The organism is Actinospineispora acaciae DSM 45401 (genome assembly GCF_000620785.1).
In the GTDB taxonomy this organism is placed as follows: Bacteria; Actinomycetota; Actinomycetes; order Mycobacteriales; family Pseudonocardiaceae; genus Pseudonocardia; species Pseudonocardia acaciae.
The window spans coordinates 35278-57386 of sequence record NZ_JIAI01000022.1; the positions used below are offsets into that span (position 1 = coordinate 35278).

The window sequence follows — 22109 nt, forward strand, 5'->3', positions numbered from 1 at the left end:
CACGCTCCCGCGAATCTGAGGTGCTGGGTGGTCGAGTCCCGGCCACTTGTCGGTGTGCGTGCCGAGGTGACAGACCGACGGCTGAGCTGGGATGGCCATTCGGCCGGAACCGAAGGCTTCCTGACCATCAGCGGACCAGGTTTCGAGTGGCCGGTCAAGTTCGCCACGATCGTCCGTTCCTCTCGCAAGGCCCGGGAGTTCGCGGCGCGCGTCAACTCAACCAGCCCGCCTACGTCTGCCGGGGCGCCCGGTCCGAACATCGCCCCCGAGCTTTCCAAGCTCGCTGAGCTGCACAGGTCCGGCGTACTCAACGAAACCGAGTTTGCGGCCGCCAAGGCCCGTCTCCTCGGATAAACCCGGCCGACGAGACAAGTCCGCGCGAGCCCTTGAGCGCCGGCTGCGCGCGCCGCAGGACTACCGGCTGGTACCGACTTCCACGCGCTATGCCATCACTTCGCCAGGCTGTTGATCTTTACGAGCGCCTCGGTCAGGGCGGTATGCCGGGTTGTGCCCGACTTGTGCCCGGCTCAGCCGATCGTCAGTTCGGCGAGGCGTGCGCGGTGTTCGTCGGCGGTGCCGGCGATTCCGGCCAGACGCTTGGCGCGCTTGTAGAAGAAGTGGGCTTCGTGTTCCCAGGTGAAGCCGATGCCGCCGTGGTACTGGATCATCGCGCCGGTCACCAGTGACGCGGTGTCGCTGGCTTTGGCCTTGGCTACGGAGACGGCTAGCGCGCTGTCGGGGGCGGCGGTGTCCAGGGCGTGGGCGGCGTAGAGGACGGCGTGTTCGGCCATGGTCACGGCGACGTGCAGGTCGGCCAGGTCGTGTTTGATCGCCTGGAAGGAGCCGACCGGGACGCCGAACTGCTTGCGCTCGCGGTCGTAGTCCACGGTGCGGGTGAGGGCCTCGCGGGCGATCCCGACCAGGTCGGCGGCGATAAGGACGGCGTTGCGGGCGGCCAGTTCGGCGACCACCTCGGCGGTGGCGCCGGGCAGCGGTTCGCCTGCGCTCTCGGCCAGGGTCACGGACGCCAGCCTGGTGGTGCCGTCGAAGCTGGCCTGCCCGGTCACGGCGACCTCGTCGCGGCGCAGCAGCCGCAGCTCGGCGGGGCCGTCGGCCACCACGAGCACGTCGGCCGGCGCGGCGTACTCCACCGCCGGCCAGCCGTCGGCGGACGACCCGCGCAGCGCCACCGCACCGGCCACCGAACCGGCGGCCAGCCGGGGCAGCCACTGCCGCTGCTGGCTGCCCGTACCCGCCAGCCGCAGCGCCTCGGCGGCCAGCACGGTGCCGCGCCACGGCCCCGGCGCCACCCCGGCGCCCAGCTCGCGGGCGATCACCTGCGCGTCCACCATGCCGAGCCCGAGCCCCTCGTGCTCCTCGGGAACGAGCACCGCCAGCCAGCCCTGCTCGCCCATGGCCCGCCACAGCGTCGCCGGGTTCCCGTCCGAGTCCGGGTTCTCGCCGTCCTCGACGACGGCGCGCACCGCGTCCAGGTCGAACTTCCCGGCCAGGAAGTCGCGCACGGCGGCGCCGAACTCGCGCTGCTCCTCGGTCAATGCGAAGTACATGCCGGGCTCCTATCGCGGCAGGCCGAGCACCCGCTCGGCCACGATGTTGCGCTGCACCTGCGACGAGCCGCCCCAGATGGTGACCGACCGCGACCACATGGCCTGCGCGTGCATGGCCGTCAGGTCCAGGCCGGGCACGGGCTCGCGCAAAGTGGCGTCCGGGCCGAGCACGTCGTCGAACACCTCCCAGAGGTCCTGGAACGTCTCGGACCACTGGAGCTTGGTCATGGACGCCTCGAAGCCCAGGTCACGGCCCTGTTCGACCTGGGTGAGGACGTGCATGGCGTGGTAGCGCAGGCACTCCAGCTCGGTGAGCACCCCGGCCAGCTTGCCCCGGACCACCGGGTCGCGGTCGCGGCCGAGCGCGCGGGCCACCGAGGCGATCTCGTCGTACTGCCGGCGGAACTCGGTGTACTGGGCGATGCCGGACGCGCCGCGCTCGAACGAGAGCAGCAGCATCGCGGTCCGCCAGCCGTCGCCCAGCTCTCCCAGGCACTCCGACGCGGGCACCCGGGCGTCGGTGAAGAACACCTCGCCGAACTCGCTGGCCCCGCTGATCTGCTTGAGCGGGCGGGCCTCCACGCCGGGCTGGTGCATGTCGATGAGCAGCATGGAGATGCCCCGGTGCCGCTCGGCGCCCGGCTCGGTGCGAACCAGGGTGAAGATCTTGTCGCCGTGCACGGCGTTGGTGGTCCACACCTTCTGGCCGTTCACCACGAAGTCGTCACCGTCGCGGACGCCCTTGCAGGACAGCGCGGCGAGGTCGGACCCGGCGCCGGGCTCGGAGAAGCCCTGGCACCAGATGACCTCGTTGCGCAGCATCGGGCCGATGATCTCCTTGCGCTGCGCGTCGGTGCCGATGGCCATCACCGTCGGCGCCAGGAAGGTCAGCCCGAGCGGGTTGACGGTCTGCGGCGCGCGCGCCCGCACCGTCTCCTCGTCATAGATCGCCTTCATGCCCGGCGTGCCGCCCCGGCCGCCGTACTCGGTCGGCCACTGGATGCCGGCGAACCCGGCCAGCGCCTTGTCCCGCTCCCATTCCCGGCGCATCTCGAAGCTCTCGGCCGAGGGCAGCGACGCCCAGAACCCCGGCCGAGTCCACTCCTCGGGGATGTGCGCGCGCAGCCAACCGCGCAGCTCCTCGCGGAACTTCTCCTCCTCGGCGGTGTAGCTCAGGTCCATGCCACGCGCCTCCTCGCGAGTGCCGACCGGTCAGCCCCCAGCTTGGCATACTCGCCGGTAACTTGTCCCGCCGATAGACCCGTGAGTGGTTAGCGTTGCTATGACAACGCTAACCACTCACGGGGTCGGTCAGGCGCGTTCGCAGGACGTCCAGCTCGGTGTCCGGCATGCCGTGGCGGAGCAGCCAGCCGGGGGCGGAGCCGCGCGCGTCCAGCTCGCCGAGCAGTGCGGCCATCACCTCGGGGCGGCATTTGTGCGGGTCGACGTCGGTGGGGTCGATGTCGTACTCGCCGCCGACGCCCCGGCGCAGCACGGCCGCCAGGCGCTCGTTGGACAGCGTGTAGTCGTTCACCACGGCGTCGCGGCGTACCCCTACCGCGTCGGCGACCAGCGCGCAGAAAACCCCGGTGCGGTCCTTGCCGGCCGCGCAGTGCACGAGCGCGGGGCCGGCGTCCGGTTCGGTGAGCAGGCGCACGGCGGCCAGCATGTTCTCCGGGCGGTGGTCGAGGTAGCCGCGGTAGTTGAACAGCTTGGGGTCCTCGCCGTCCCTGGGCAGCGGGCGCTGGCCCTCCGGCAGGACCGTCAGGTGCTCGGTGCGCACGCCCGCCCGCTCCAGCGGCGTCGGGCCGTCGCGCTCGACCTCGGCGGGGGTGCGCAGGTCGATCACGGTGCGCAGCCCGTACTTGCCGACCAGGAGCTCGACGTCCGCCTCGGTCATGTCGTGGAGCCGGGCGCTGCGCAGCACCTGCCCGAACCGGGTGCTGCCGCCGCCGGCCAGCGGCATGCCACCCAGGTCTCGGACGTTTTCCACGCCCTCGAGCGGTACCCAGCGGCCGTTCAACGCTCGAACGGGGTCGGGTTGAGCACCCGGCGGGCGAGCCGGGCCAGGATCGGTCCGTCCCGCTCGCTCTCGGCCTGCACCCGCTGCCACTCCGGGTCGGCCACGAACTCCGCCCACTTGCGCTCCATGTCGGCGTAGTCGGCGAAGCGCAGCACGTAGACCAGCTCGTTGGTGGAGTTCTCGCCCACGGCGGTCAGGGAGATGAACTCCAGGTCCATCCCGTGCTGTTCGAACAGCCGCAGGGTGTGCTCGTTGAAACGTTTCACCAGGGCCGGCATCCGGCCGGGGACGGTGGTGTACTCCCTGATCTCGTAGATCACCCGCTCAGTGTGCCCGGCCGCAGGGGTAATCGCAGGGTGACGCTGGTCCCGGTTTCGGCGCCGGCGGACACGTCCAGCGTCGCGGCCGAGCCGTGCGCGGCGGCCAGCCGGCCCCGCACGTCGGCGACCGCGTCGGTGAGCCACCGTGGGTGACCGCCCTCCGTGGCGACTGTGCCGTCTTCGGACACGGTGACCACGCAGTGTGCCCCGGCCGGGGCCGCCGTGACGGTCAGCGTGCCGCCGCGCGGGGTGCCCTCGATGCCGTGCCGCACGGCACCCTCCACCAGCGGCTGCACCGTCAACAGCGGCAGCTCCACGTCGCCCAGGTCGTCGGCGATGTGCCGCTCGACCCGCAGCCGCTCGTCGAACCGGGCGGACTCCAGCGCCAGGTACCGCTCCACGTTGGCCAGCTCGGCGCCGAGCGTGCTGGGCTGCCCGGGCTGGCGGAACGAGTACCTGTTGAACTCCGCGAACTCCTGCAGCAGCTCGCGCGCCCGCTCCGGGTCGCGGCGCACGTAGGACGCGATGGTGGTCAGCGCGTTGAACATGAAGTGCGGCGAGATCTGCGCGCGCAGCGCACGGACCTCCGCCTGGGCCAGCCGGACCGCGTCGTCCATCGCCGCGAGGCCCGGCCCGCGCACACCGGCGGCCGGTTCGTGGTCGGGCACCCCGGGCGGCACCAGCGGGCCGTGCACGCTCGCCGGGTGCGCGCTCGGCCGCAGCCCGCGCCAGCTCGCGCCGCGCAGCCGCCCGTCCGCCTCCCAGCGCCGGTAGGAGACCTCGCCGACCAGCGCGGGCGTCACCCAGTGCGCGCCGTGCGCGTCGGCGTCCGGCGGCGGTTCGGCGAACGGGCAGTCCGGCCGGGCCAGGCCGTCCAACCGGTCGGTCAGCTCGCGCCGCGCGGCCGCGTCCAACCCGGAGCCGACCCGGCCCAGGTACCGCAGCCCGGCCGGCCCCGGCACCCCGACCAGCAGCGCGCCCGGCCGCCCCGACTCGCCGGGGCGCCAGCCGCCGACCAGCACCCGCTGGGTGTGCCGGGGCAGCGTCTCGACCCACGCCCGGGACCGCCGCCCCGGCCGGTACCGCGAGTCCAGCCGCTTGGCCACCACGCCGGACAGCCCGTGGCGCTGCGCCTCGTGCAGCACCAGCTGGCCGTCGGTGTCCAGGAAGTACGGCGGCAGCCGGGCCGGCAGCCCGGTCAGGTCCAGCTCGTCGAGCAGCTCGCGGCGCCGCCGGTAGGTCAGGTCCAACGTGGACGCGCCGTCCGCGTGCAGCACGTCGAGCAGGTAGAACAGCACGGGCACCCGGCGCACCAACCCGGCCGACGGGCTGGACGTGCTGGTCCGGTGCCGCAGCAGGGCGGTGCTCGGCCGGCCCATCTGGTCGGGCGCGACGATCTTGCCGTCCAGCACCAGCGGCCCCCGGCGATCGGCGAGGGCGCCGAGCGCGGCCAGCTCGGGGTAGCTCGCGGTGATCACCCGGTCGTTGCCGCCGAGCAGCCGGGCCCGTCCCGGTGTCAGGTAGGCGACCGCCCGCAGCCCGTCCCAGGCGAACTCGAACGCCCACGCCGACCCGGACGGCATGACGCCCTCGGCCGCCAGCATCGGGCGTATCGGTCGCACGGCCGACCACGGCTCGCGGGCGGCCACCGCAGGGCTATCCACGCCCCGGGGTCAGTTCGTGAACAACCCTCTGAATGCGGCGCACGGCGTCGAGCCTAACGCCGTACGCCACCCAGACCAGCGGAAAATCTCACTCACCGCGCTCAAGCAGTTGCTTGAGGTTGTGATAGCTGTCCGGCGCCCGTTTCGCGGCCATCCGGTGCAGCATCTCCGGCGCCAGCAGCTTGCCGATCCCCCGGCCCTCGAAGTCGAGCTCGAACCTGACCCGCGACCGGGTGCCCCCGTCCAGCGGTTCGACGGAGATGCTCGCGCTCGGCCGCAGCGGCCCGTCGACGCCGCGCGCCGCCCAGCCGGTCGGGCTCTCCAGCCGGGTGATCTCCTGGGTGGTGTGGTGCTCGACGCGGCCGATCCGCCGCGTGGTGGTGAACCGCGAGCCCACGCCCGGCGGGTCGGCGCCGTGCACGTCGACGCGCACGACGTCCTCCTGCCACTCGGGGAACCGCGAGGGGTCGGTGGCGAACCGGAAGACCTCCTCCGGCGGCCGGGCGATCTCGACGGTATGCACGGTGGGCGCCATGTTTGATCTCCCTGTCATCTCTCCTGGAAGGGTTGTTCACGAATCGCCTCCGGCGATCAAACCGCCTGATCCAGTCGCTCGGACGAGCCTCCGGCCCGCCCTCGCGCCAGGAGCGTGAACAACCCTTCCTGTCACAGCGAAGCGTTGTGGTCCGTCACCAAGACGACGGGCCGCGACGAGGGACTGTGACCGATGGACGAGTGCGACGGGCTGGCCACGCTCTTCCAGGCCCACCGGCCCCGGCTGCGGGCCGTGGCCTACCGCATGCTGGGCTCGTTCGACGAGGCCGACGACGCCGTTCAGGAGGCCTGGATCCGGGTCGGGCGCGCGGGCGCCGACGGGGTGGACAACCCGGCCGCCTGGCTGAACACGATCGTCGCCAGGTTGTGCCTCGACATGCTGCGCTCCCGCGCGGCGCGGCGGGAGGAGCCCAGCGGGGTGCACCTGCCCGACCCGGTCATCGGCATGTCCGACACGCTCGACCCCGAGCAGGAGGCGCTGCTCGCCGACTCGGTGGGGCTGGCGCTGCTGGTGGTCCTGCAGCGGCTGGAGCCCGCCGAACGGCTGGCGCTGGTGCTGCACGACAGCTTCGCGGTGCCGTTCGGGGAGATCGCCGCCGTGCTCGGGCGCTCGCCGGACGCGGCCAGGAAGCTGGCCAGCCGCGCCCGAGGGCGGGTACGGGCGGCCGGCGTGCTCCCCGACGCCGACCTGGCCCGGCAGCGGGAGGTGGCCGCCGCCTTCCTCGCCGCCGCGCGCGACGGCGACCTGGAGGCGTTGCTGGCGGTGCTCGACCCGGACGTGGTGGCGCGGGCGGACTGGGGCGCGGCGGGCGCGTCCAGGGTCCTGCGCGGTGCGCGGGCGGTGGCCGAGCAGGCGCTGGCGTTCGCCCGGCGGGCGCCGTTCGCGCGGCCGGCGCTGGTGAACGGCGCCGCGGGCGTGGTCGCGGCGGCGAACGGACGGCTCTACGCCGTCATCGGGATCACCGTCGCGCGCGGCAGGATCGTGGAGATCGACATCCTGGCCGACGCCGAGCGCCTGGCCCGGCTAGGCGCCGGCTAGCAGCCGCCGCCCCCGCCGCCGAGCAGCCCGCCGACCAGCGACACCAGCCCGCCGAGCAGGCCCGGGCTGCACGCGCGCGGCGCGGGTGGGGTCGCGGCGCGCGCCCCGCCACCGCCGCCGCTGAACGTCGCGCGCGCCGGCGCGTTCGGGGCCGCCGGGGCGGCCCTCGGACCCGGCGCCGAACCCAGTCCGCCGCTGTTGACCAGCTCGGGGGGCTGCTGCATCGGGATCCCGCCGACGGCGCGCAGCTCGAGCGGCGCGCCTGCCTGGCCGCCGCCGGGGATCCGGGCTCGCTCGTCGTGCTGGTGGGAGTTCGCGTTGTACGCGAGGACCCCGATGACGATCGCGAGCGCCGCCGCGACCACGGCCGCGACCGATCCGAAGGCACGAACCACCACAAGCTCCAGTCATGCGCCGTTGATTACCCAGGTTAACGATCGTCCGCTTGCCTCGTTTCCAAGATCACACGGACGGATGGCCGCGACGGCGAGCGCCCCACGAACCAGATGCCCGGCGAAGTCGAAGGCCCGCTTCTGGAACGCGACCAGGTGACCTCTCGTCACCCGGTAGGGCATCCGGCACGGCCACCGCGGGTGGGTGGCCGGTACTACTTCGTGAGTGGCCCGTACTGCTATGGCCACGCTCGCCGCTCACGGGCACGCTGGTGCACATGACTGTGGTGCTGGTGCATGGCAATCCGGAGACCGACGAGGTGTGGGGGCCGCTGAAGGACGCGCTGGGCCGGCGCGGCGTGACCGACATCGAGTGCCTGTCCCCGCCCGGTTTCGGCGCCCCGGTGCCCGACGGGTTCGGCGCCACCGTGGACGAGTACCGGGACTGGCTGATCGGCGAGCTGGAACGGTTCCCCGAGCCGGTGGACCTGGTCGGGCACGACTGGGGCGGCGGCCACGTGCTGAACGCCGTGATGAGCCGCCCCGAGCTGGTGCGCAGCTGGACCAGCGACGTGGTCGCCCTGTTCGACCCGGACTACGTCTGGCACGACCTGGCGCAGGTCTGGCAGCGGCCAGGGGACGGCGAGGAGCTGGTGGCCCAGATGCTGGGCGGCACCGCGGCCGAGCGCGCCGCCCGCCTGGTCCCGCTGGGCATGACCCAGGAGGTCGCCGAGCGGGTCGCGGCCGGCCAGGGCGAGGAGATGGGCCGGTGCATCCTGGCGCTGTACCGCGACGCCGCCCAGCCCGCGATGGCCGAGCGCGGCCGCGACCTGCCGAAGGCCGCCGCCCGCCCCGGCCTGGCCATCAACGCCACCGAGGACCACTTCGTCGGCACCGCCGAGATGGTCAAGCGCTCGGCGGACCGGGCAGGTGCGAGCGTCGCGGTGCTCGACGGCCTCGGCCACTGGTGGATGGTGCAGGACCCGGAGGCGGGCGCGGAGGCGCTGGTCCGGTTCTGGGCCGAACGGTAACGGCGACGACCGTCACATCACGACAGCCCGTAACCAATCCGGTTACGGATCGTTGACCCGTACAAGGCTGCCGGCCGGTGCGCTCCATCGGATTTGTGGGGGTGCGTCCGTCCTTACGCGCCCAGACCCGGCCGGCAGCCTCGCCTCTTGGTTCTCATTCGACGAGAACCTCTTGCCCCTCGGAGAAAAAGCTCTCTAACGTCATCGCATGATGATGTCCGCCACTCGCCATCGGCGGGCGGGCGGATGGCATGCGGCATCGCTGGGCGCCTTCGTCGTCATTCTCGTCCTGGTCCTTGCGCTGCCGGCCGCCGTGCCCCCGTCCGGCACGACGCGCATGGCGCGGTCGGGGACAATCCTGCGCACCGCCGACGGGCTCCCTTACGAGACAATTCAGCCGGCCTGCAAGGACAGAAACGTCACCCTCGACGGCCACCACCTGACGATCGACCAGGTCGTCGAGGTCGCCACCTGCGGCGCGCGGGCCACCATCACCGAGGACGCCAGGAAACGGGTCGGCGATACGTACGCGTTGCTGCTCGAAGGCTCGTGCCAGGACATACCCATCTACTGGTTCAACCGCCGCCCGGGCGCCGGCCGCGAACAGGCCATCTTCTCCGGATGCGCCACCGCGCCGCAGAACGCGGAGAACATCGGGAAAAGCCAGCTCCAGGCGTTCGAAGAAGGCGCGCAACAGGGCATCGGCCCCGAGGTCGCCGAGGAAAGGGTCGTGCGCGCCATGATGGTCGTGCACCTGAACACGATCCTCGGCGGCTACAACGCGGCCAGCCCGCAACTGCTGCAGGCGCTGGTCGATCTCATCGACCACGGGATCACGCCGGTGGTGCACTCGCAGGGTTCGCCCGGCGAAGGCGACCTCGGCATGATGAGCAACGTCGGGGCCGCCATGGTCGGCGCCGGCGAGGCCTACTACCAGGGCCGGCGGCTGCCCGCGCGCGACGCGTTGGCCCAGGCCGGGCTGCGCCCGCTCGCCCCGTTCGCCGCCGACGAGTCCGCGCTGACCAGCACGAACGCCTTCTCCGCCGGCCAGGCCGCGCTGCTGCTGCACGACGCGGCCCGGCTGCTGACCTGGCAGGACCTCGTGTTCGCGATGTCCATGGAGGGCCTGAACAGCAGCGTCACGCCCATCGTCCCGGTCACCCAGGGCGCGCGGCCCTACCCGCACCAGAACATGGTCGCGAACCGGCTGCTCGACATGCTGCGCGGCAGCTACCTTTTCGAGAAAGACGAACGGCGCATCATTCAGGACCCGCTGAGCTTCCGGGACACGAACCAGCGCAACGGCGCCGCCTGGAAAGCGTACGAGCAGCTCCGGCAGGACGTACTGCTGCAGATCAACTCGTCCGACCACAACCCGGCCACCGCCGCGGGTTCCACACCGGACCACTGGACGCTCCAGAGCCCGTGGCTCAGCCAGTACTACGTGCGCCCCAAAGACGGCGGCCCGCACGGTTTCGTGCTCTCCAACTCGAACTTCGAACCCATTACCTGGGCAAACGAGGTCGAGGCCTTCAACATCGCGCTGACCGAAATGCTCGCCGCGACGGCTCAAAGGCCGCTGCGCATGGAGGACAAGTTCTTCACCGTCATCCAACCGTCCGAGGTCCTCTCGCCGGAAACCCTCGCCAACGCCGCCCCGAAGGCGAGCAGCTACAACCTCTCCGACCTGATGGCGAAGGCCCAACAGCTGGCGAACCCGATTCCCGCCCAGGGAAACGCACTGGTCAGCGAGGTCGAGGACCTCGAGGCGTTTACCCGGCAAAAGGTGGCGAGGGGCCGCGAACTCGTCGATACGGCATATCGGCTGGTGGGCCAGGAGCTGCTGACCGCGAGCTACTGGATGGACGTGCGCCAGGCGCAACAACCGGGCCGGCGATTCGGCGAGGTGACCACCAGGTCCTGGCGGGCATTTCGCGAGGTCATCCCCTGGCAGGCGGCGGGACGCCCGCCCACCCCGCCCGGCGACCTGGCATACAGGTTCCTGATTGGCCACTCGCCCTCGGAGTACACCGGCGGCCGCGTCGAGCTCGTCCCCGCCGCGCCGTAGCGATGCCCGACGGAGGTTCGGTCTTCGCTTTCGACCAACGCACGTCCGATCCTGGCGATAGTGTGCTCCGGTGGGAGTGACGCCGTGAGGCTCGGAGACATGCTCGGTTCAAGGCGGACGCCCGAAGCGCGGGGCACCGCGATCGACACGTCACCACTCGCGCGGACTGCCGTGTCATTGCTCGGCACCGCACTGCTTGCCGCCGGAGCGTTCGCCGTCTTCCTCACCACGAACTCGGCGGGCGCATCCACGTTGATTGCGGCGGGTACCGTCCTCATCTCCCTGGCGTTGTTCGCGAACCGCCTGCAGAGCGTGGAGGGCGGCGGCTTCAAACTCCAACTTGGAGCGGCCGTCGCGGCCAAGCTGCGCGAGGCCGGCGAGGCCGACGCGACCGGAGACACGGAAGGAGCCGACCGGTTGCGCCGCGAGGCTCAGCGTCTCCTGGCCGCGATGGAGCCACTTGCGGAACGCTACGAGGAAATTCGCGAGGGTGGCCCGGCCAGCCGCGCCCGGTCAACGGCAATGAGCGACCTCGTCCAACAGGCTCAAACGATAGCCAAGCTGGGGCTGCTGGATCCGGCGGAGGTCGAACAGCTCTTCCGGTCCAACGAAGACGGAAGCAGGGTCATGGCCCTCGGCCTCATGCGCGGAGACTCTCGACTCGCGTCCCTCTCCATCGCCACCCAGGTGGTCAGGCGGCCACGTTCCAGCTTCGAGCAGTTTCAAGCGCTCCGCGTCTGTGAGCAGATCGCCCTGCGTGGCGTCACGAAGGACCAGCGGCAAGCCATCCTGGATGCGATCGAAACAGCACGTCAGAACGGGACCCTCATCACCGGCCGCGACTACTCACGGGAGAATCTCTCGCGCAGGATCGAAGATGTTCTACGGAGCGCGGAGCCCGTATAACGATCGATTCCGTGTGTGGGAAACATGTCACCTCGGCGTGCCAAAGCGTCTGATGCTCATGAACGGACAGGCTCGCCGAAGTTGGTGGCGACCAGGTGGTCGGTCCACGCGTCCAGGGCAGCGGGCAGCGGCGGCGGCTGGAGGCCGGCCGCCCGGGCGAGCGCGCGGGCCGAGGCGGTCGGGTAGCCGTCGGCGGACAGGAAGGTGAGCGTCTCCGGGTCGGCTCCGGTCAGGGCGCGCGGCAGGAGCCTGAGCACGGCGGCGGGGACGCGCAGGCGTGGGGCCGGCACGCCCAGGCGGCGGGCGAGGTGGCCGATCAGCTCGGGCAGCTTCGGGGTGTCCTCGTCGAGCACCCAGAGCTCGGCGCGGTCGGGGGCGTGGTGTGGGACGGCGGCCAGGAAGCGGGCGAGGTGGTCGGCGGTGACGACCGGGACCCAGGTGTCGCGGCCGCCGGGCACGGCCGGGAGCTTGCCCCGGGACAGGTCGCGGACCAGGGAGGCGAGGCCGATGTACTGGGTGGTCTCGCCGGTCACGGAGTCGCCGATGACGGTCGAGGGGTTGACCACCGCGACCGGCAGGCCGAGCTCGGCGGTCAGGGCGAGCACCGCGCGGTGGGCCTCGACCTTGCTCGCCTCGTAGGCGCCGCGTCGGTAGTCGGGGGCCTCGGTGTGGTTCGAGCCGACCCGGTAGCCGCTGATGTGCACGAACCGCCGGGGCGCCGGCAGCCGCGCGGCCCAGCGGACGGCCTCCAGCGCGCCGTCGACGTTCGTGCGGCGGGCCTGTGCGGCGGTCAGGCCGAACGCGAACCTGGCGCCGAGGTTGTAGACGTCACGGACCCCGTCCAACCCGGCCGCGTTCGCCAGCCCCAGCCCTGGCGCGGTCAGGTCCCCCTCGGTGACGACCAGGTGAGCCGGGTCGCCGCCGTGCGCGGCCACCCAGGAACGCAGCTCGCCGCCCCGGGTCGACGCGTCGCGCACCAGGGCGGCGACGGTGCGGCCCCGTCGCGTCAGCTCCGGCAGCAGCCAGCGCCCGATCAACCCGCCGCCCCCGATGACGAGCGTGTCCGGCCTCATGAACGAATAGTAGACCGATCTACATAGTTTGTGAACCCACACCGTCGAGCGCGGGCCGGAGCCACGCGTGCGCCCAGGCCGCGAGGGGCGTCGGCGTCGTGGTGAGGACGGTGCGCGCGTCCTCGGCGACGAAGCCCTCGCGCAGGCCGGCGGCCATCCCGACGATGCCCTCGATGTGCGCCTCGCCAAGGCCGGCCGCGCGCAGCCCGTCCCGCACGGTGTCGTCGGAGATCCGTTCGGCGCGGACCGGGCGCCCGATGGCCACGCTCAGGATCTCGGCCACCTGGGCGAACGTGAGGTCCGCCGGGCCGTGCACTGCCTGCACCTGGCGGCCCGACCAGTCCGACAGCAGCCGTGCCGCCGCGACGTCGCCGATGTCGCGCGGATCGACCCACGCCAACGGCAGGTCGAGCGGCCACGTCGTGGCCAGCACGCCCGCGCGCAGCCCGTCGAGGTCCATGAGCAGGTTGGTGAAGAAGTATCCGCCGCGCAGGTGCACCACGCCGGCCGCGACCTCGTCCAGCATCCGCTCGGTCCGCGCCAGCCCGTCGATCTCGCCCGCCCCGACGCGCTTCTCCGCGCCGACGCTGCTCAGGAACACCGTGCGGGCGATCCCGTTCTCCTTCACCGCCCGCGCCGCGTTCGCCCCCATGAGCGCGTAGCCGGCCACCGGGTCGCCGTCGACCAGCGCGGGCGGATCCACCCAGAACAGGCTGTCCGCGCCGAGCGTCGCGGCCACCACCGCGTCCGCGTCGCCCTGGTCACCCTGGACGACGTCGACGAGCCCCCGCAACGCCGCGTCGAGCCTCGCGGGATCGCGCATCAACACCGTCGGCCGCGCCCCCGCCTGCACCAGCAACCGCACGACCCGCGAGCCCACGTGCCCGGTGGGCGTGGTCACAACGATCTTCCTCTGTTCGAACGCCATGTCCGCAACGCTACGACCGGTCGCGGCCACATCCTGGCCGCAACTCGGACGCGCCCGAGTGTTCCGTGCTCACTCGAAGGCGGACCTCCGCAAGACCCTCAGGCACTAGGCGCTCGCCCTGGCTCGGGTCGGCCCTGAACATGAAAAAACGGCCCCCGGTGGCTGGATACCGGGGGCCGTTCTAAGAGTAGCGGGGGCAGGATTCGAACCTGCGACCTCTGGGTTATGAGCCCAGCGAGCTACCGAGCTGCTCCACCCCGCGTTGGTGATACCTAGTTTACACACCGGCAAACGGCCGGCGCAGGGGGGTCCCACGCCGGCCGTCGGTCGAGCTATCCGCCGCCGGGGCCGGGTGCCACACCGGGTGCCGGTGCCGGTGCCGGTCCCGCGCCGGGCGCGGGTGCCGGAGCGGGCGCCGACGACGGAGCGGGCGCCGGCGCCGGGGCCGACGACGGGGCGGGGGCCGGAGCGGACGACGGGGCCGCCGATGGAGCAGAGGCCCCGGGCTGGGTGGACGCGGAGTTGAACTTCTTCACGGCCTTGTCGAGCTCGGAGAGCGCGGTGCCCTGGCCGGCGAAGTCACCGGACTGCTGGGCCGAACGCAGCTTGTTCAGCGCGCTGTTGATCTCCGTGACGGCCGATCGCAGCTCCGGAGAGGCCGCCGAAGCCGCGCCGCCCGTCGACGGCGTGGTGCCGCCGCCGCTCGGTGGCGAGGACGGCGTCGCGTTCGCCACCCCGGCGCCGAACACCTGGTTGAGCGCCTCGTCCAGCCGGGAGCTGTAGCCGATCTTGCCGCCGAAGCTGACCAGCACCCGAGCCAACTGCGGGAACGACGACTCCTGGTTGGCCCGCTCGATATATATCGGCTCGACGTAGAGCAGGCCGCCGGCCACCGGCAAGGTCAACAGGTTGCCGTAGTCAATCGTTGTTTGGTTTTGTCGGAGCAGGTTGAGCTGTTGGCTCACTTCGGGCAACGAGACGAACTGGTTCTGCATCTGTTGCGGGCCGGGTGTCTGCGTCCCGACCGGCAGCTGCAGCACCGTGATCTTGCCGTAGCCGTTCGGATCGGAGTGTGCCGAGACGTACGCGGACAGGAACTCCCGGCGCAGGCTGACCAGCGCGCTGGTCAACTGGAAGCTCGCGCCCTGTTGGCCGGGCAGCCCGGCGAGCACGTAGTACGGCGGCTGCGGCTGCTTGCCCACCTGCCCCGGGTTGCCGAAGGTCGGGTCCGAGGGCACGTCCCAGAACGACACAGTGGAGAAGAACTCGGCGGGGTTCTTCACGTGGTAGCGGGTCAGCAGGTCGCGCTGGACCTTGAACTGGTCCTCGGGGTAGCGGAAGTGCGCGCGCAGGTCCGGGCTGATGGCGCTCTCCGGCTTGACGGTGTCCGGGAACACCTTCATCCAGGTCCGCAGCACCGGGTCGTTCTCGTCGAAGGCGTACAGGTTCACCGTGCCGTCGTAGGCGTCCACGGTGGCCTTCACCGAGTTGCGCAGGTAGCTGACCTCCTTGTTGGGCAGCCGCCGCACGCCGGGCAGGGTGTCCTGGGTGGCCTCGCCGAGCGCCGTCTTCGCGGCGTACGGGTAGTTGTCCAGCGTGGTGTAGCCGTCCACGATCCACTGGATCCGCCCGTCCACCACCGCCGGGTACGGGTCGCCGTCCAGGGTCAGCCACGGCGCCACCTGGTTGACCCGGTCACTCGGGTCGCGCAGGAACATGATCTTCGAGTCGCTGTTGATCGAGCCGTTGAACAGGATGTTCCGCTCGCCGTAGGCCAGCGCGAAGGCCAGCCGGTTGATCGGGTTGCCGATCGGCACGCCGCCCTTGCCCTGGTAGGCGTACTGGTCGGAGTCGGAGTCGTACTCGCGCGGCGCGTCACCGGGGCGGGTGCCGACGATCGAGTAGTCCGTGATCAGCTCGCCGTAGTAGACCCGAGGCTGGTCGACGGGGATGTCGCCCTTGTTCTTCAGGTCGCTGACGGTGAACTCGGGGTAGCCGCCCTGGCCGGCCGCCTCGTCCAGTGCGGAGTTGACCCGGTTGGCCGGCGCGGCGACGAACCCGTTGCCGTGGGTGTACACCATGTGCCGGTTGATCCAGTCGGTCTGGTTGCCGGTCAGCCGGCTGCTGTCCAGCTCGCGCGCGGCGACTATGTAGTCCTGCGTCTTGCCGTCGACCGGGTACCTGTCGATGTCCAGCTTCTCCGGGAAGCCGTAGAAGTTCTTCTCCTGGTGCTGCTGCATGAACGTCTTGTAGAGCCGGCTCGGGTCCAGCAGCCGCAGGTTCGGGATCGTCGCGGTGTCCGACCGCACCTCGGCCGGCGCCGCCTCGGAGCGGCCGGAGTAGTCGACGTACTTGACCTTGTCGTCGGTCAGCCCGTACGCCTGTTGGGTCGCCTTGATGTTCCGCTCGATGGGCACCGACTCGCGGACGTTCGCGTTCGGCTTGACCACGAACTGGTCCAGCACGGCCGGCCACGCGGCGCCGACCAGCACGCTGGTCAGCACCAGGCCGGCGACGGCGATGGACGGCAGCTGCAGGTTCTGCCGGAACACCGCGGCGAAGAACAGCGCCGCGCAGATCAGCGACGCCAGCAGCAGGATGATCTTCGCGGGGAGCACCGCGTTGAGGTCGGTGTAGCTGGCGCCGTTGAACACCGGCTCGCCGCGCTTGGAGAACAGCAGCTCGTAGCGGTCCAGCCAGTACGCGACCGCCTTGAGCAGCACGAACAGCCCGGCGAGCACGGCGAGCTGGGCGCGCGCGGCCATCGAGACCTGGCCGGCGCGCCCGGTCAGCCGCACGCCGCCGAACACGTAGTGGGTGATCAGCGAGAGCACGAAGCAGACAGCCACCGCGACGAACATCAGGTTCAGCGCCCAGCGGTAGAACGGCAGCTGGAACGCGTAGAACCCGACGTCCGCGTCGAACACCGGGTCGGTGACGCCGAACGGCGTGCTGTGCAGGAACATCTGGATGGTCTGCCAGTCGCCCTGCGCGGCGAGGCCGGCGATCACGCCGATCACCAGCGGCACCCCGATGGCGAACACCCGCAACCGCTGGATGATCACCGTGCGGTACCTGGCGATCGGGTCCTCCGGGCCGCTGACCGGGACGAACACCGGCCGGGACCGGAACGCCACGGCGAGCGTCGCGGCGGTCAGCCCGGCGAACACCAGCGCCACCACCACGAACTGCAGCACGCGGGTGAGCACGATGGTGTTGAACACGCCCCGGTAGCCGACCTCGCCGAACCACAGCCAGTTCACGTAGTAGTCCAGCAGCCGGGAGCCGGCGAGCAGCGCCACGAGGGCGACCCCGCCGATCACCAGCAAGATCCTTGTCCGTCGGGACAGTGCGGGAGCCCCAGGTGGGGGCGTCATCGCCACGAGGCACGCTCCACGAAAGTCGAACCCGATGCACCGCGCTCCGGGCTGCTCCCCCGACCCCGGCGGCACGGATCAGTTGTCTGTTACCTGCCCAACTGTACGGACGGGCGATAGGGTTCCCATTTCGGATGGAAAGATGTCCGCGATGAGCCCCGCCGAGCACTCGCCGCCCGACTGGTCCGCCTCGCTCCCGGCCGCCGCCCGCGAGGTGGAGGACTTCCTGGCCGAGACCGGCTGGGACCAACCGCCCCGCCTGTTCGCGCTGGTCCCGACCGCCGAGCTGCTCGCGGCCGAGCCCACCCTTGCCGACCAGCTGCCGTCGTCGGCCACCGGGCTGACCCCGGTCGCCCAGGACCCGCTGGGTGGCGAGAACCTCGCCGAGACCCTGGCCGGCATCTGCTGGCCGGACGAGGTCACCGGGTGCGCGCTGGCGCAGGAGATCATGGTGCTCCCCCCGGAGGCGGAGGCCGAGCTGGACCGCGCGGTCGCCGAGGCCGGCGCCGCGAACGGCAACGGCAACGGCAACGGCAACGGCCATGGGACGGGCGACGAGGAGCTCGCCGCGATCCGCGCCGCTCAGCAACACCCCGAGCGGCGCGACGCCCGCCTCGTGGTGGCCGTCCTGCGCTCCGGCGGCTACTGCTGCCTGATGCGGCTGCGCGGCGCCGGCGAGGCCCCCGACGAGCTGGTCGAACACCCCGACCTCGCCCCCAACATGGTCACCGCCCTACTCCGCACCCTCGAGCCGGCCTGATACAAGCGACGCTATTCCCGGACGCGTCGTCCGAACTCGATTTCGGAGATCGGCTCCCACTCGCGCGAGAACTGACCTAATGTGTGGGCTCCGTCAACCGGAAGGGCGACATGGCCGTCACCCCACCCCACTTCGAGCACCGATAATGGCCGACCAGCGGTCCCCATTCGAGGGGTATCGAGCCTTGCTCGAACTCCTTGCCCGGCTCTACCGGCGGCGCTGTAAGGATCGTCGGAACCGCCCGCTGATATGTCTTATCAGAGACGAGGACGCGCCCGACCGGCTGCCGGAGATCCGCGAGCGGGTTCGCTCGGGCTTGGACGCCGGTGAGGTCCTGGACGTCGACCTGGTCAACCCGCCGGATCGAGGCCGGCCACCGGCGGTCACGGAAGAGGACGTCCAGAGGGTCAGGTACCTGCTCACCAGGCTGTCCCTGCAGCTGGGCGCGGACCGCGAACGTCGGCGGCCGATCACGCGCTTCCGGCGGTTCGCACTGGTCGACTGGCTCATGGACCTGCCGCTGGAACCGAACCTGATCGACCAGGAGGGTCGCAAGCGCGAGATACGCGCCGCGCTGCGCCGCCGCTATCGCTACGAGCCCTCGAACATCCCGAACGACCTCGGCGTGCCGGGCTGGGTACGCACGACCGCGATCGCGGCATTGGGCCTGCTGTTCCGGGCCAGGATCAGCGGTCGGGTGCCTTTGCTCAGCGGGTACTACAGGTGGTTCGTGCGCCGGCACTCACTCGCGCCGGGTCGTGTTGGAAGCATGCCGAGCGTAGCCACCGCGCTGACCGAGCGTGAATGGCCCAGCGAGCCGGAGCAAACCCTGCTGTTCATGGTGAACTCATTCATGGAGGACATTCGAGCGGCATATCGCAACCCGCTGAAGTGTTTCCTGGGCATCCGGCGGACCTCCTGCTGCCTGCTCACCATCAGCAACATCACCCGGCGCAACGGCGGATACCACCTGCTGCGGGCCATCAATGAGGTACGCAACGCAAGCGGGCTCACTGATCCGTTGCTGGTGGTCACCGAGAGCCAGCGGGTGCCGCCGTTCGCCGAACCGCCCGACGGCATCGCCCCGGTTTCCGACGCCTGGGCTGCCTACCTGGACTGGACGCTCCAGGGCGACCCGACACAGGCGGCGAGGGCCTGGTACCTACCCCTGAGGGTGCCCCCAACCCCGAACGATCCCGAGCAGCGGCGCCGGCTCGACCGCTTGCTGCGGGCGGCGCCGTGGCTCGAAGCGCCGCCCGACCCGCCGTTGGCCAGGGCCGCCAGGATCGGCTCCGCGGCGCTGGTGGTGGCCGCCGGCGCGTACAGCTATGCCTGGTGGAGCCAGGCGCACTGCGGCAACGGGCTGAGCTGGCCCGGCCTGCGACCCACGGTGTCCTGGGTGGGCAGCGAGTGCGTGGGCGTCTCGGCGGACCTCACCGTGCTGTTCAGCCCGCTCGGCCCGGAGACCGAGCGGTTGGCCAGGGACGTCGCCACGCTGAACGCCGAGGTGGACGACCGGCAAGACGAACAACCCACCAGGCCGGTCATCACCCTCGCCTACCTCGGCGCGTTGAGCGCCCCGGGTCCGAACACCGGCGCGTTGACCGCGGAGATCGAGGGGCTGAAAGGAGTGGCGGTCGCGCAACGTAGGGCGCTCGACTCGACGGCGAGCACCGACCCGCTGGTCAAGGTGATCATGGCGAACGCGGGCCAGCGGATGGCCAGCGGACACCTGGTCGCCGACATCATCGGCGGGCTGGCCAGGAAAGACCCGACCTTGGTCGGCGTGGTGGGCCTCAACGAGAGCTACCGGGAAACCGCCAGCACCGTCAACGCGCTCGCCGGCCACGGGATACCGACCGTCGCCGCCACCGTGTCCACCGACAGCTTCGCCCGCGACCTGCCCATGTACTTCCAGATCGCCCCGCAGAACAGGCGGGAAGCGGCGGTGGCCGCCGCCTACGCCTCGGCGCACACCGGCCCCGGCCAGGAGCGCTCGGTCCGCATCTACTTCAGCGACAACACGTCGGACGTCTACAGCTCGAACCTGGCCGAGGATGCCCGCGAGGCGTTCAAGGCGGTCGGGTTCGACGTCACGACGATCTCGTTCACGCCCGATGGGAACGACCCGCCGGCCGCCGCCGCCCCCGCCGATCGTCACGTGGTCAACGCGGGCGCCGCGGGCGCCGACTCGTGCGGCTACCGAGGCGTGGCGTTCTACGCGGCGCGGCCGATGCCGGACTTCGGATCCTTCCTGGCCACCGCCAAGAACTGCCAGCCCTTCCAGCCGCGAATCCTGGCCGCCGACGACACCACGCGCTACGTCGCCAACGATCAGGCCCGCGAGCTGTACCCGTCGATCGCGTTCGACTACCTGGCGTTCGCGGTCACGCTCCCGTCCCAGGCGGCGGCCACCCCGGAGCAGGATTTCTACAACAGCTACGGCCGGTTGTTCCCCGCCCTGCCCGGTGCCGGGGAGTCACTGGACGGACACGCGGCGCTCGCCTACGACGCGGCCGAAACGTTCATCGCCTCGGCCCGCCAGCTCAGCTCCAGGCCCCAGCCGGTGCCGATCTCCCCGGGGACGGTGGCGGGGCGGATCAGCTCGATCACCGCTCCGGGTCTGCGCGGGGCATCCGGATACATCGACTTCGGCGGCGAGGTCGACCGTCACGTGCCCGTCGACAAGGCCGTCATGGTGCTGCGAGTCCGGGGCGGGAAGGTGGAGCAGGAGAGCAAGATGAACTACTGCGGACCTCCCAAGCCCATGGAGCCTCGGACGCTGGACTGGTGTCCTCATGAGACGCCGAAGCCGCGATGAGCACCTCGGCCGGGTTCAGCGGATGGCGCTGAGGTAGCGGGCGGTGGTCCAGCGCTGGGCCAGGCGGCCGAGGGGGCCGGCGAGCTTGGCGTACCAGGTCGCCGGGCGGGAGAACGCGAGCACGGTGACCCAGACGTCGCCGGAGTCGTCCCGGGTGACCAGGAAGGCCTCCTCGCCGCGCACCGGGTGGCCGGGCAGGGTGCCGTATCCGAACCCGGCGTGGCGGTCGTCGTCCAGCCGCCAGACCACCCGGCACGGTGTGACCAGCGGGACCGGCCCGAGGCGGGTGATCACCAGCGCGGTGCGGCCCTCCTCCGGCCGGACCTCGGGCGGGTACAGCTCACCGCCGGCCCGGTGCTGCATGCCCCAGCCCAGCACGACCTCCCTGGCCTGGGCGAACGCCGTGTCGCCGTGGCCGGCCCTGACGGTGCGTCGCAGGTAGTGGTAGCCGGCGGGCGGCTCGTCCTTCTCACCGAGGGCCAGCGGCTTGGTCGCGCCCACCTCGGGGTAGGTGGGCGTGGCGGCGCGGTCGGTCGGGTAGCGCCGCGCCCATCGCCGGTCCGCGTTCGTCCGGGTCATCGCCAGCCCTCAGCATCCCGCCGGGGTGCGCCCCTCGTTGAGCGCGGTCAGCGAGCTCACCGCCTCGGCGAGGGTGGCCACCTTGATCAGCTGCAGGCCCTCCGGTGCCTTCATCTTGGCCTCGGCGCAGTTGGCGGCGGGCACCAGGAACACCGACGCGCCGTCCCGCTTGGCGGCGATCATCTTCAGCCCGATGCCGCCGATCGGCTGCACGCCGCCGGTGGACAGGATCTCTCCGGTGCCGGCCACCGCCCGGCCCCGGAGCAGGTCGCCCGGGGTGAGCTTGTCGATCACCGCGAGCGCGAAGGTCAGCCCGGCGGACGGGCCGCCGACGTCGCCGAGGCTGATCAGGATCTGGTTCGGGTCCTCCGGCTCGCCCTTCATCACGATGCCGAGGAAGCCCTGCGGGCCGTTCGGGTAGGCGCCCACCGTGACGGTGCCGGTGCGCACCTGGTTGTCGCCGTGCAGGTAGCCGACCGGCACCTGGTCCCCCGGCCGGGTGGTGGTCATGATCTGGTTGACCTGCGAGGGCGAGCTGATCTGCTGGCCCTTCAGGCTGACCAGCTGGTCGCCCGCCTTGAGCACGCTCGCGGCCGGGGCGTCCGCGCCGATCTGGCCGACGAACACCTTCACCGGTTCGTTCAGGTACGACAGCGCGGCGACCTCGGCGTCGTTCTCCGAGTTGGTGAACAGCTGGTTGTTCTCCTGCTCCACCTGCTGGTCGGACTTGCCGGGCGGGTAGAGGATCTCGCGCGGCACCAGTTGGCGGTCGCCGTCGGCCCAGAACCGCAGCGCCGTCATGGCGGTGAGCCCGTCGGTGACCGCCACGGTGGTCATGTTCAGCCGCCCGGTCGTGGGATATGTCGGCCGTCCGTTGATGGTGACGACCGTCTTGCCCTCGACCTCGCCCATGACGTCGAACGTCGGGCCGGGAGCCAGCGCCACCAGCGGTACTCGCACGGTGCCGGCCACGACACCGACCGCGAGCAACACCATCAGACCGAT

The 22109-nt window shown here is 71.4% G+C and carries 18 protein-coding genes, 1 tRNA gene and 1 pseudogene; 7 read left to right on the forward strand and 13 right to left on the reverse strand.

Annotated elements, in window-relative coordinates:
• The first annotated feature begins 27 nt into the window (after positions 1 to 27).
• On the forward strand, positions 28 to 354 hold the full coding sequence (locus N912_RS64215) for an SHOCT domain-containing protein (RefSeq protein WP_211261616.1): 327 nt from the start codon (positions 28 to 30) through the stop codon (positions 352 to 354).
• Between the two features lie 173 nt (positions 355 to 527).
• Here N912_RS64215 and N912_RS0144625 read toward each other — a convergent pair whose 3' ends face one another.
• From N912_RS0144625 to N912_RS0144650, 6 genes are all read right to left on the reverse strand, one after another.
• Positions 528 to 1568, reverse strand: coding sequence for an acyl-CoA dehydrogenase family protein (locus tag N912_RS0144625; protein WP_028927561.1), 1041 nt, complete (start codon positions 1566 to 1568; stop codon positions 528 to 530).
• Between the two features lie 9 nt (positions 1569 to 1577).
• Positions 1578 to 2750 (reverse strand): acyl-CoA dehydrogenase family protein, encoded by a 1173-nt coding sequence (locus N912_RS0144630; protein WP_028927562.1) that lies wholly within the window; start codon positions 2748 to 2750, stop codon positions 1578 to 1580.
• A gap of 109 nt (positions 2751 to 2859) precedes the next feature.
• Positions 2860 to 3561: a tyrosine-protein phosphatase gene (locus tag N912_RS0144635; RefSeq protein WP_281176393.1), complete on the reverse strand. Its 702-nt coding sequence runs from the start codon at positions 3559 to 3561 to the stop codon at positions 2860 to 2862.
• Positions 3562 to 3587: 26 nt separating this feature from the next.
• Positions 3588 to 3911: an NIPSNAP family protein gene (locus tag N912_RS0144640; protein WP_028927564.1), complete on the reverse strand. Its 324-nt coding sequence runs from the start codon at positions 3909 to 3911 to the stop codon at positions 3588 to 3590.
• Positions 3908 to 5575: an ATP dependent DNA ligase gene (locus N912_RS66235; RefSeq protein WP_156994385.1), complete on the reverse strand. Its 1668-nt coding sequence runs from the start codon at positions 5573 to 5575 to the stop codon at positions 3908 to 3910. The genes N912_RS0144640 and N912_RS66235 overlap by 4 nt, the downstream gene beginning before the upstream one ends.
• An 88-nt stretch (positions 5576 to 5663) precedes the next feature.
• On the reverse strand, positions 5664 to 6110 hold the full coding sequence (locus N912_RS0144650) for an SRPBCC family protein (protein ID WP_028927565.1): 447 nt from the start codon (positions 6108 to 6110) through the stop codon (positions 5664 to 5666).
• 192 nt (positions 6111 to 6302) lie between these two features.
• Between N912_RS0144650 and N912_RS0144655 the strand changes: the two genes are divergently transcribed.
• Entirely contained in the window at positions 6303 to 7169 is an 867-nt protein-coding gene (locus N912_RS0144655; RefSeq protein ID WP_028927566.1) for a sigma-70 family RNA polymerase sigma factor, read from the forward strand.
• Here N912_RS0144655 and N912_RS0144660 read toward each other — a convergent pair.
• A complete protein-coding gene (locus N912_RS0144660; protein WP_156994386.1) occupies positions 7166 to 7564 on the reverse strand; it encodes a hypothetical protein in 399 nt (132 codons plus the stop codon). The genes N912_RS0144655 and N912_RS0144660 overlap by 4 nt on opposite strands.
• Before the next feature lie 275 nt (positions 7565 to 7839).
• Between N912_RS0144660 and N912_RS0144665 the strand changes: the two genes are divergently transcribed.
• The 3 genes from N912_RS0144665 (at position 7840) to N912_RS0144675 (ending at position 11566) form a co-directional block, all read left to right on the forward strand.
• Entirely contained in the window at positions 7840 to 8592 is a 753-nt protein-coding gene (locus tag N912_RS0144665; protein WP_028927568.1) for an alpha/beta fold hydrolase, read from the forward strand.
• Between the two features lie 208 nt (positions 8593 to 8800).
• On the forward strand, positions 8801 to 10660 hold the full coding sequence (locus N912_RS0144670; RefSeq protein ID WP_051581665.1) for an aromatic amino acid ammonia-lyase: 1860 nt from the start codon (positions 8801 to 8803) through the stop codon (positions 10658 to 10660).
• 84 nt (positions 10661 to 10744) lie between these two features.
• The gene (locus N912_RS0144675; RefSeq protein WP_156994387.1) at positions 10745 to 11566 is read left to right on the forward strand and encodes a hypothetical protein; all 822 of its coding nucleotides are present in this window, start codon (positions 10745 to 10747) and stop codon (positions 11564 to 11566) included.
• A 56-nt stretch (positions 11567 to 11622) separates the two neighbouring features.
• Here N912_RS0144675 and N912_RS0144680 read toward each other — a convergent pair whose 3' ends face one another.
• The 4 genes and pseudogenes from N912_RS0144680 to N912_RS58595 all read right to left on the reverse strand — a co-directional run.
• Positions 11623 to 12639 (reverse strand): SDR family oxidoreductase, encoded by a 1017-nt coding sequence (locus N912_RS0144680; protein ID WP_028927571.1) that lies wholly within the window; start codon positions 12637 to 12639, stop codon positions 11623 to 11625.
• A 19-nt stretch (positions 12640 to 12658) separates the two neighbouring features.
• Positions 12659 to 13567: an NmrA family NAD(P)-binding protein gene (locus tag N912_RS0144685; RefSeq protein WP_028927572.1), complete on the reverse strand. Its 909-nt coding sequence runs from the start codon at positions 13565 to 13567 to the stop codon at positions 12659 to 12661.
• Positions 13568 to 13755: 188 nt separating this feature from the next.
• A tRNA-Met gene (locus N912_RS0144690) sits at positions 13756 to 13829 on the reverse strand.
• A gap of 262 nt (positions 13830 to 14091) precedes the next feature.
• Positions 14092 to 16944, reverse strand: a pseudogene (locus N912_RS58595) (UPF0182 family protein); the annotation flags it as partial.
• A gap of 142 nt (positions 16945 to 17086) precedes the next feature.
• On the opposite strand from N912_RS58595, the gene N912_RS0144700 reads away from it, so the two are divergent.
• Positions 17087 to 17704, forward strand: coding sequence for a PPA1309 family protein (locus N912_RS0144700; RefSeq protein WP_425415393.1), 618 nt, complete (start codon positions 17087 to 17089; stop codon positions 17702 to 17704).
• A gap of 316 nt (positions 17705 to 18020) precedes the next feature.
• Complete coding sequence (locus N912_RS0144705) at positions 18021 to 20525, forward strand: type 1 periplasmic-binding domain-containing protein (RefSeq protein WP_028927574.1); 2505 nt, start codon at positions 18021 to 18023, stop codon at positions 20523 to 20525.
• Between the two features lie 15 nt (positions 20526 to 20540).
• Here the strand turns inward: N912_RS0144705 and N912_RS0144710 are convergent, their stop codons facing one another.
• Together N912_RS0144710 and N912_RS0144715 are read right to left on the reverse strand one after the other, a co-directional pair.
• On the reverse strand, positions 20541 to 21104 hold the full coding sequence (locus N912_RS0144710) for a DUF1990 domain-containing protein (protein WP_051581666.1): 564 nt from the start codon (positions 21102 to 21104) through the stop codon (positions 20541 to 20543).
• A 9-nt stretch (positions 21105 to 21113) separates the two neighbouring features.
• Complete coding sequence (locus N912_RS0144715; RefSeq protein WP_051581667.1) at positions 21114 to 22100, reverse strand: YlbL family protein; 987 nt, start codon at positions 22098 to 22100, stop codon at positions 21114 to 21116.
• Between the last annotated feature and the right edge of the window lie 9 nt (positions 22101 to 22109).